This window comes from Herbaspirillum lusitanum P6-12, assembly GCF_000256565.1.
GTDB classification, from domain to species: Bacteria; Pseudomonadota; Gammaproteobacteria; order Burkholderiales; family Burkholderiaceae_D; genus Herbaspirillum; species Herbaspirillum lusitanum.
In genome coordinates this window covers 1-10,163 of record NZ_AJHH01000100.1, presented here as the reverse complement: position 1 = coordinate 10,163, position 10,163 = coordinate 1, and the positions used below count along the sequence as shown (strand labels likewise).

7 protein-coding genes are annotated in these 10,163 nt (G+C 54.3%); 6 read left to right on the top strand and 1 reads right to left on the bottom strand.

The genetic code is table 11. From position 1 onward, the window contains the following. Nucleotides 1–143 precede the first annotated feature (143 nt). The 6 genes from HLUSI_RS0103535 (at nucleotide 144) to HLUSI_RS0103510 (ending at nucleotide 9,497) form a co-directional block, all read left to right on the top strand. On the top strand, nucleotides 144–1,817 hold the full coding sequence (locus HLUSI_RS0103535) for a DUF1302 domain-containing protein (protein ID WP_157137728.1): 1,674 nt from the start codon (nucleotides 144–146) through the stop codon (nucleotides 1,815–1,817). A 17-nt stretch (nucleotides 1,818–1,834) separates the two neighbouring features. Beyond that, nucleotides 1,835–3,202: a DUF1329 domain-containing protein gene (locus HLUSI_RS0103530; protein ID WP_016832657.1), complete on the top strand. Its 1,368-nt coding sequence runs from the start codon at nucleotides 1,835–1,837 to the stop codon at nucleotides 3,200–3,202. Nucleotides 3,203–3,290: 88 nt separating this feature from the next. Continuing rightward, the gene (locus tag HLUSI_RS26785; RefSeq protein WP_162098047.1) at nucleotides 3,291–4,373 is read left to right on the top strand and encodes a WD40/YVTN/BNR-like repeat-containing protein; all 1,083 of its coding nucleotides are present in this window, start codon (nucleotides 3,291–3,293) and stop codon (nucleotides 4,371–4,373) included. Next, entirely contained in the window at nucleotides 4,370–6,844 is a 2,475-nt protein-coding gene (locus HLUSI_RS0103520; RefSeq protein ID WP_016832655.1) for an efflux RND transporter permease subunit, read from the top strand. The genes HLUSI_RS26785 and HLUSI_RS0103520 overlap by 4 nt, the downstream gene beginning before the upstream one ends. A gap of 16 nt (nucleotides 6,845–6,860) precedes the next feature. Then, complete coding sequence (locus HLUSI_RS0103515) at nucleotides 6,861–7,961, top strand: NAD(P)-dependent alcohol dehydrogenase (RefSeq protein WP_029363077.1); 1,101 nt, start codon at nucleotides 6,861–6,863, stop codon at nucleotides 7,959–7,961. Between the two features lie 54 nt (nucleotides 7,962–8,015). Beyond that, entirely contained in the window at nucleotides 8,016–9,497 is a 1,482-nt protein-coding gene (locus tag HLUSI_RS0103510; protein WP_029363076.1) for an aldehyde dehydrogenase family protein, read from the top strand. Between the two features lie 62 nt (nucleotides 9,498–9,559). Here the strand turns inward: HLUSI_RS0103510 and HLUSI_RS26780 are convergent. Next, the coding region (locus HLUSI_RS26780; RefSeq protein ID WP_016832652.1) for a TetR/AcrR family transcriptional regulator at nucleotides 9,560–10,163 on the bottom strand (604 nt) is incomplete at its 5' end.

The window sequence follows — 10,163 nt, the reverse complement described above, 5'->3', positions numbered from 1 at the left end:
TTTTTTTATAAATTAAAAAATATGATGTTTTAAGGACGAGATGCAGCGTCCGATGTTGATTTTCAAGCGCCTTAAGAGCGTAAGAACAAGCGCCGTCAAAGGCGCGTACTTAACTATTCGATGTGCCAACAGGAGGAGACAAAATGAAGCTCGATCGTAAGCGGGGAGCGTTTCGCTTTATCAATCGTAAGTCGGGTGTGCGGCCGGTAGCGATGGCGGTGGCGTCGCTGTTTGTGACGATGTATGCAAACGCTGCTGAAATCGATTTGGGAAATGAGGATCTGAAAGTACGCTGGGATAACACCGTGAAGTACAGCGCGGCATGGCGTACGCAGAATCCTTCAGGAGCATTGGTCGGTCGTTCAAACTACGACGACGGTGATCGCAATTTCGGTCGCGGCTTGATTTCGAATCGGGTCGATCTGCTGAGCGAGCTCGATGTGATGTACAAGGATGTCGGCGCCCGCATCAGCGGGGCAGCCTGGTATGACAGCGTCTACACGAGCCGCAATGACAATAACTCGCCCTCGACGGTCAATTCGGTTTCTTCCAGTGGCAATTCTTTCACGCAGGCCACCCGCGACCTGCATGGCCAAAAGGCTGAATTGCTGGATGCCTTTGTTTTCGGCAAGGCAAATATCGGTGAAACGCAGGAGAGCTTTCGCCTTGGTCGGCACGCGCTGATTTGGGGTGAAAGCCTGTTCTTTGGCGCCAACGGTATCGCGGGAGGCATGGCCCCAATCGACGTGGTCAAAGCGCAATCAGTGCCCAGCACGCAATTCAAGGAACTCATCCGTCCAGTGGGACAGGCATCGGGCCAGATTCAGCTGAATCCAAATGTCACCGTCGCCGGGTTCTATCAGTATCGATGGGAGAAGACGCGTCTTCCGGCGTCGGGCAGCTACTTTTCTACAGGAGATATCCTGGATGCCGGCGGCGAGCGTATTCTGACCGGCCCGTCAAATGCAGGAACGGCATTCTTCCGCGGTGCGGACATCAACGCTCGAAACTCCGGGCAGGGTGGTCTATCGCTGAAATACACGCCCGAGGGTAGCGGCATTGACCTGGGCTTCTACGCCACGCGTTACCACGCGAAGACACCGACCGTCTATCTGCGGCCGGGAGGATTCAATCCTCTGACCGGTCAGATCGGTACGTACTCCCTGGTCTACGCAGAAGGAATTCAGGCGTACGGCATCAGCGCCAGCACGACGATTTCATCGTTGAATCTGGCCGGTGAAATTTCTGTTCGGCGCAACACGCCTCTCGTTTCTCCGCCTTTGGTTGCGGCGGCCACGGCAGACAACAACAGCAACGCGGCCTATGCAGTAGGTAATTCGGCTCACGCGCAAGTATCCGGCATTTACACCTTGAGTCCCAACTTCATCGCCAACGAGTCGACGTTAGTCGGGGAAGTGGCCTGGAATCGGCGGACCAGCATTACAAAAAATGCTGCTGCTCTGGATCCAGGTGCAACACGTGATGCATGGGGTATGAGAATGACTTATGAGCCCTTCTATCGCCAGGTCGCTCCTGGTCTGGATGTTTCCATTCCGTTTGGCATTGGCTACTTCCCTAAAGGCAGGTCCTCTGTCGTGAGCAGTTTCGGACCGGACAAAGGGGGCGACCTGAGCATCGGTATCAACGGAACATATCAGGACATGTGGCGCTTCGGTCTGAACTACACCCACTTCTTTGGTTCGCAGGACACTGCGCTCTATCCCGATCCAAACAATCCATCCGCAAACCTGAATTCGTTCAAGCAGTCGCTGCGCGATCGCGACTTCATTTCCTTTACGGCACGCGCAACATTCTAATTTTTGGAGACCATAAGATGAAACTGAAGCACCTGTGCGCCCAGACGGCGATGTTGGCTGCGGCTGTCGTGAGTTTGCCGGCCGGCGCGGTAGTGTCTGCCGACGAGGCGGCCCAATTGAAGACTACTCTGAACCCGATGGGAGGGGAAAAAGCTGCCAATAAAGACGGCTCCATCCCGGCGTGGAGCGGAGGACTGACGACGGCTACCCCGGGCTTTGTGAACGGTGGCAAGCGGGCAGACCCGTTTCCAGGTGAGAAGCCGGTTCTGACGATCACGTCCAAGAATATGGACCAGTATGCCGACAAGCTGACCGATGGCGTGAAGGCCATGCTGAAGAAGTATCCTGAAACGTATCGTCTGGATGTCTACCCTACTCATCGTACCGCAGCTGCACCACAGTACGTGTACGACAATATCTTCAAGAACGCCACGCGAGCCAAGTTGGTGGACGGAGGTTCCGGCCCTCAGCCAGACGGCGCTTTTGGCGGCATTCCCTTTCCGATTCCAAAATCCGGATTGGAAGTGATGTGGAATCACATTCTGCGTTGGCGCGGGGAAGCCTGGCACTGGACCACAAACCGGCGCCAGATCTACGGCGACGGGAAGCTGGTGCTGACCGCAGACAGTCGGGTGGATTTGCAGATGCCTTACTACTTCAAGAGTGGAGCTCCCGAAAAATTCGACGGAATCTATTTCAAGATTCAGGTGAAGAATGTCGGGCCGGCCATTCGTGCCGGCGAGGCGGTCACAGGACGTCTCAACCTGGACGACAGCAAATCGCAGTCCTGGGTCTATCTGACGGGACAGCGTCGCGTCCGTCTGTTGCCTCACGCATGTTGTGATACCCCGCAGCCGGCTTCGGCAGGTGTGATGAATTTCGATGAGCAACAAGTGTGGACCGGCGGCATGCAGCGCTTTGACTGGAAGCTGATCGGGAAAAAGGAAATTTACATTCCCTACAATACCAATCGGTCATTGGCGCCAGCCAAAGACGAAGAACTTATCAGCGCGCATCATCTGAATCCAAATCATGTCCGTTGGGAGTTGCATCGGGTCTGGGTCGTGGAAGCAAATGTGGCTGCGGGCCAACGGCATATTGCACCGAAAGGTCGCTACTACGTTGATGAAGACTCATGGAATGCCGTCCTGGCAGATCGTTGGGATGCAAAAGGTCAATTATGGAAAACTTCCTTCTTGCTGCCGATTGCCATGCCCGACTTGCCTGGAACAGTTGATTTGACGTTCGGCTTTTACGATCTGCTTACTGGTGGCGGCTATGTGGATAACATCGTCAATGAGAAGGGCGAACAGAATAAATTTGTTCCTGTTCAGCCGGATATGGTTTTCCGGCCTGAAGCAATGACGGGTGACGGCCTTCGGTAAAACTGTTGGGGCAGTCACATCGTGTGGCTGCCCGAATGAGATAAAAATGACACGAATTTCAAGATTCTTTTCAATACCAGTCGTCGCTGTGGCGACACTGCTCTGTTCCGGCCCCGGTTTTGCGGCGCAAGGGGAGTCGGGCGTTTTGGGGGCGGTGGCAGAACGGCCGGCGCTCAAGTCAAACACGGCATCACGCTCAGTGATGATAGGGGAAGCCTTCGCAGGCAAGAGAATTGTGGCGGTGGGCGAGCGCGGCGTCGTGCTGTTATCCGACGATGGCGGGAAAGCCTGGGCGCAGGCAACCGTGCCGACCAGCGTGACATTGACCGCCGTTCAGTTTCCGAATGCGCGCAACGGTTGGGCTGTCGGCCATGCTGGCGTGATATTGCATAGCGAAGATGGCGGCGGCAGTTGGCGCAAGCAGCTGGACGGAGATCAGGCAGCGAAATTGATACTCGAGTTCTCCGAAAAATATGCGCTGGCCAATGCCGGCAGCCCGGTTGCAAAGAGCCTTTCAAGCGCTGCCAGGCAATTCATGGCGGATGGCGCGGACAAACCATTTCTAGACGTTTTTTTCATTAACGACCGAAGCGGTTTCGTGGTGGGGGCGTTTGGTCTTGCGTTAAAAACGGAAGATGGGGGCGCGACATGGCAGCCGTTCATGCAACTTCTCAACAATGATGAAGGATCGCATCTTTACTCCATCAAGGCATCCGGAGGACGCCTTGTTATTGCGGGGGAGCGCGGATTCCTGGCGATTTCAAATGACGCAGGTAAAAGTTTCCTGTCACCGGAGCTCCCCTATAAGGGAAGTCTTTTTGCAGCGTCGGTGCTTCCGTCTGGAACGATTGTTGTTGCGGGCCTGAAGGGGAACATGTTTTACGCAGATCCCGGAGTATTGGAATTCCGAAAAACCCAAGGCGGACAGAATATTTCGTACAACGCGACCCAGGTCATCAGCGATGGTCGGTTGATTGCGATGGATCAGGCCGGACATCTCTGGATCAGCAGCGATAACGGCAGATCCATTTCTCTTTACAGCGATTTCTCCCCGGCGCCTTCTCTCAATTCGATACTTCAAGTCAGCGACGGTAGCATTGTCGGTGCGGGTTTTCGAGGAATGACGCGTTTGGAAAAAAAGACAAACGTCAACACAGGAAATAGCAAATGATGACGCCGGCAAAGAAAAACGAAGACGGGCAGCCGATTGTTCGTGATTTAAAAGATTTCGACCGCCAATCCGGCACACGCGTCGAAAGGCTGCTGTTCAATCATCGTGCAATTGTCTTGCTGATCTGTCTGTTGGTGACTCTGGTACTCGGAACGCAGATTCCAAATTTGTCGTTGAACGCAAATTTTGAAAAGATGATTCCGACTTCGCATCCTTATGTCGTCAATTTCCTCAAATACAAATCTGACCTGGCCGGTTTGGGCAATGCGGTGCGTATTGCGGTGGCGACGAAGAAAGGGACAATCTATAGTCCGGAGTATCTGGAGACACTGCAAAAAATCAATGACGAAGTCTTTTTGCTGCCTGGCGTCGAGAGAACGAATATGCGATCCCTTTGGACGCCATCGACCCAATGGGTTGGGGTAACCGAAGACGGCATGGAAGGTGGCCCCGTTATACCGAATAACTACAACGGTTCCCCGCAAAGCCTTACCCAGGTGCAGTTGAATATTGAAAGATCAGGAGAAATCGGACAATTGGTCGCACTGGATGCAAAGTCCAGCATCATCTACGTGCCACTGCTGGATAACGATAGTGCAACCGGAAAGCCCCTCGACTATGCAGAATTTTCGGGACGCCTGGAGGAACTGCGGGCGAAGTATGAGACCAGCGACATCACCTTGCACATCACGGGTTTTGCGCAAGTCGTCGGGAATCTGATCTCCGGCCTGCAGCAGATGTTGTTCTTCTTCGTTTTCGCCATCCTGGTTACCGCGCTCATGTTGTACTGGTACACGCGCTGCCTTCGAAGCACGCTGCTCGTCGTGGTCAGTTCAATGGTGGCCGTCGTATGGCAACTCGGAATACTGCCGCTGGCAGGCTTTCAGCTTGATCCGTATTCGATCCTGGTTCCTTTCCTGGTATTTGCCATTGGCATGAGCCATGGCGCTCAAAAAATGAATGGGATTCTCCAGGATATCGGACGCGGAACGCACAGAGTCGTGGCGGCCCGATACACGTTCCGCCGTTTGTTCCTGGCGGGCTTGACTGCGCTGCTGTGCGACGCCGTCGGCTTTGCGGTATTGAAGGTGATCGAGATCAAGGTTATCCAGGATCTGGCGGCGATTGCCAGTATCGGGGTCGCAGTTCTGGTGTTTACCAATCTCATCATGCTTCCGATCTTTCTGTCATACGTAGGGGTCGGACAGAAAGCGGCGCGGCGGAGTATCGCCGGGGAGTTGGAGTATTCCTCTCCTGCAGAAAAACATCCTGCCTGGCGCTTCTTCGATCTGTTCACCCGGCGCAAGTGGGCAAGTATCACGGTTGTGGCGGCGACGTTGATGGCGGTGGGGGGATTTATCGTCAGCCTGGATCTCCAGGTCGGCGATCTCGATCCCGGAGCGCCGGAGCTAAGGGCGGAATCGCGTTACAACAAGGATAACGCGTTCATCAATCGCTACTACGCCGCAGGCAGCGATGTGTATGCCGTCATGGTCAAGACGCCGGATGCGGAATGTGCGTCCTACGACACCTTGATGAAAGTCGATGCGCTCGAATGGAAATTGCGTCAGCTCAATGGCGTCGATTCAACCGTGTCGTTGGCAGGATTGAACCGCCGGGTTCTGGTCGGTCTGAATGAAGGGAATCCCAAATGGTTCGATCTGGTAAAAAGCCAGGCGACGCTGAACATGGTGACGTCAGGAGCTCCGCGCGGCTTGTATAACGGCAGCTGCAATCTGCTGACAGTGTATGCCTTCTTGCGAGACCACAAAGCGGAGACCCTGACTCGTGTTAACGACGCCGTCAACGAGTTTTCTGCCGCCAACAATTCGGAGAGAGCGCAATTTCTGTTGGCTGCCGGTCCTGCAGGCATTGAAGCGGCGACCAACATTGTGGTGAAGAAAGCCAGTCATGAGATGTTGTTGTGGGTGTACGGGGCGGTCATCATTCTATGCCTGCTGACGTTTCGTTCCTGGCGGGCAGTTGTCTGTGCGGTGCTGCCTCTGGTGCTCACCTCGATTCTCTGCGAAGCCTTGATGGTCAAGCTGAACATGGGCGTCAAAGTGGCCACGCTTCCTGTTATCGCGCTGGGCGTAGGCATCGGAATCGACTATGCGCTGTATGTGATGAGCATTACGCTCACCAAGATGCGCGAAGGGAAAAGCCTGTCTGAGGCCTATTACGACGCTCTCACCTTTACAGGAAAAGTTGTGATGCTGACCGGCGTGACACTCGCCGCGGGGGTTGCGACATGGGCGTTCTCACCGATCAAGTTTCAGGCGGATATGGGGATTCTTCTGGCGTTCATGTTTTTGTGGAACATGCTTGGGGCGCTCATTCTATTGCCGGCACTGGCGTATTTTCTGCTACCGCCAACTGCCTTCAAAAACGGCAAGTTGGATACGGTCAAGAGCCTTTCGGGTAGTGAGATAACGTCAGATTCAACGACGGAAAAAAAAGTAACCGCCTAATTTTTTGAAGAAAATCATGAAAATTCGCGCCGCAGTTGCAAGGGGAGACAAAAAAATCGGGATCGAGTCAGTCGATCTGGATGCACCTCGCCATACCGAAATTCTGGTTCGGCTTGTTGCCGTCGGCTTATGTCACACCGACGTCTCCGCTCTGGAGGGAGTGCTTCCGGTGCCATTTCCGATTGTGTTGGGACATGAAGGCGCCGGCGTTGTCGAGGCTGTAGGAGAGTCGGTGACGGGGGTAAGCGCAGGCGACCATGTTGTTGTGACATATGACTATTGCGGCGGATGCTCCACTTGTGAAGAGCATAAATTCGCAAATTGCCACAATGTCGGACCCATGAATTTTGGTGGCTCAAGGCCGGACGGAACCTCGCCTTTGTCCCAAAACGGAATGATGATCCATGGCAGTTTCTTTGGGCAGTCGTCTTTTGCATCTTACGCATTGTGTACGGAGCGCAACGTCATCAAGGTGAGAAAAGATGCGCCTTTGGAAATGCTTGGTCCGCTTGCGTGCGGACTTCAGACGGGAGCAGGCGCAGTTCTGAACGCATTGAAAGTGGAGCGCGACAGCAGCTTTGCCGTATTCGGCGCGGGTGCGGTTGGATTGAGCGCGGTAATGGCCGCCAAAAGGGCGGGGGCCAAACAGATAATCGTGGTCGATGTCGTTGAATCCAGGCTGACGCTGGCGTTGGAACTAGGCGCGACAAATGTGATTGATGCCAGGAACTCGGACGCGCTGAAAGAAATTCTCCTGTTATCAAATGGCGGCGTCAATTTTTCTCTGGATACCAGCGGCGTTGTGCAGGCGATGGAGCAAGCGGTCGCTTGTCTCGCCCCTTGCGGGAGTTGCGGTCTCCTGGCTGGTGTCGATCCAGCTACGGCAATTCGTATCTACCCATTTCAATTGTTGAATGGCCGTAGTGTCCGAGGAATCATTGAGGGTGAAACTCATGATCCAGGCACATTCATTCCTGCGATGGTCGACTGGTTTATGAACGGAGAATTTCCGTTCGACAAGCTGGTGCGGTTTTATTCATTTGATGAGATTCAGAGCGCCATTGCTGACAGCAAGAGCGGCCATGCAATCAAACCAATCCTGCGCATCGATGGATAGTTGGCACGCGATAAAAAATCTAGCCGGAAGTTGAAAATTATGGAGTCGGTAAGCATGGGACCACAACAAGACAGCGCTGTAACGGCATTCCTCGAGCCAAGGGCTTGGGAGGGATGTTTCTACGATGGGAAATGGCGCCCTGCGTCCAATCGATTTGAAAGCTGCTCTCCTTCGACAGGAAAGTTGTTGGCGCATCTTGGGACGACCAGCAAGAGCGAGCTGGCGCAAGCAATAGCGGTCGCCGGGAAAGCGCAGCTGAATTGGGCGCGGCAACCCATCGCCGCAAGGGCGGAGGTAATGCGTCGGGCGGCAGAACTGTTGGCACTGCACAGCGAGGAATTGGCAGGCTGGCTAGTAAGAGAAGGTGGCAGCATTCGTCCCAAGGCAGCATTTGAGATCCAGTCTGCCGTTGATGAGTTGCATCACGCGGCAGGACTGATCACCCATTCGGAAGGGCAGGTCATCTCTTCCCCAGATCCGGATCGCCTCAGTTTTTCCCGTCGCCTGCCAATTGGCATAGTGGGTGTCATTACTCCGTGGAACGTGCCTTTGTTATTGGCAATGCGATCCGTCGCTCCAGCACTGGTTTTGGGAAATGCAGTGGTCTTGAAACCAGATCCACATACGTCAGTCAGTGGTGGAATTGCATTGGCGAGATTGTTCGAAATGGCAGGACTGCCGGAAGGGGTGTTCTGCATGACCCCCGGCGGTGCAGAGGTCGGTGAAGCGCTGGTCGAGGCCCCGGGGGTGAGAATGATCACCTTCACCGGTTCGACGCATGTCGGGCGACGTGTCGGAGAATTGGCCGGTCGAAATCTGAAAAGAGTCGCCTTGGAGTTGGGCGGGAACAGTCCGATGCTGGTGCTGGACGACTGCGATATAAAGAAGGCGGTCGCAGCAGGCGCTTTCGGATCTTTCCATCATCAGGGACAGATCTGCATGGCAACCAGTCGGCACATTGTGAGTCGTGCCATTGCAGATCAATACGTGGAGCTACTCGTGCAGAAAGCTCGGTCTTTGGCAGTTGGAGATCCTGAACTATCGGATGTCGCTCTTGGTCCGTTAATCAATAGCCGTCAGCGTGACAGGGCGCACGATATTGTCACGCGTTCGATTGCTGCAGGTGCAGAAATCGCGACCGGAGGAAAATATAACGCACTGTTTTATGAGCCGACCGTACTGACGGGAGTGACGCCCGGCATGGCGGCATTTGATGATGAAATATTCGCGCCTGTGGCACCGATCATTGTCGCGGAGGATGATGAGCACGCGTTGGAGCTGGCAGCAGCCACACCGTATGGTTTGGCTGCTGCAATTCAGACTGGCGACATCGGCAGAGGTTTGCGCCTGGCACGTCGTCTTCGCGTGGGGATGATTCATATCAACGATCAAACAATCGTGGATTTGCCTCAGGCGCCCATGGGAGGGATGGGGCAGTCAGGAAATGGTTCTCGATTTGGCAGTCTGTCAAGCTGGGAAGATTTCACCGAATGGCAATGGCTCACTGCATCCAGCTCTCCGGCACTATATCCATAGGCGCAGATGGAAGACGGGCGTCAGGCCGGTTGCGAGGGCCGGCTTGACATTCGGTTTTGCAATCACGATTTTCTTGTTCTCTTTGTAGTTTTCTTTTCCCCGGTGTCGACCGGAGCGGATAAAAGCGCCGAAAAGATTGGCCCCGATACCATGCCTGCATGAGGGAGGGAGGAGAAGGCAATCTTGTGCGCTTCCCTCTCCTTGAGTCCCATTCCTCGCAGGACGGTGTACAGCATTTCCTCTATGTGATGCACATGGCTAGGTTCCGTGAGTACTGTCTCAATACCAAAGAAAATAGATCCCAGAATGATGTCTCGCGTGACAAGCGCGTTGCTCACCGTGAGGCGACTTGTTGCTATCCCCAACTCTACGTCGCGTGTCAGATAGACATCCAGCAATTTTCCTCGCACCGCATGCCGAGATCCAATACGCGTCAGAAATGTCCCCCAGGTCGGGTATCGGGTGGCGATATCGACATATAGCTTCGTACCCGCACAGATACGCATGGCCGGGTCATCGAATTGCAAAACGATAGGATCGACCACGTCGAGCACTTCGTCGCTCAATTCACCCGCTACGGCGGCAAGCAACTCGCTTGTCGTTTTGAAGTAATTGTAAAACGTACCTCTGGCCACACCGGCTGCAGCAATGAAATCTTCGATGACG

Bases quoted from the DNA above. Each gene is read 5' to 3' on its own strand.
- HLUSI_RS0103530 (WP_016832657.1), top strand. From the start codon at position 1,835: ATGAAACTGAAGCACCTGTGCGCCCAGACGGCGATGTTGGCTGCGGCT.
- HLUSI_RS0103515 (WP_029363077.1), top strand. From the start codon at position 6,861: ATGAAAATTCGCGCCGCAGTTGCAAGGGGAGACAAAAAAATCGGGATC.
- HLUSI_RS0103510 (WP_029363076.1), top strand. From the start codon at position 8,016: ATGGGACCACAACAAGACAGCGCTGTAACGGCATTCCTCGAGCCAAGG.
- HLUSI_RS0103520 (WP_016832655.1), top strand. From the start codon at position 4,370: ATGATGACGCCGGCAAAGAAAAACGAAGACGGGCAGCCGATTGTTCGT.
- HLUSI_RS0103535 (WP_157137728.1), top strand. From the start codon at position 144: ATGAAGCTCGATCGTAAGCGGGGAGCGTTTCGCTTTATCAATCGTAAG.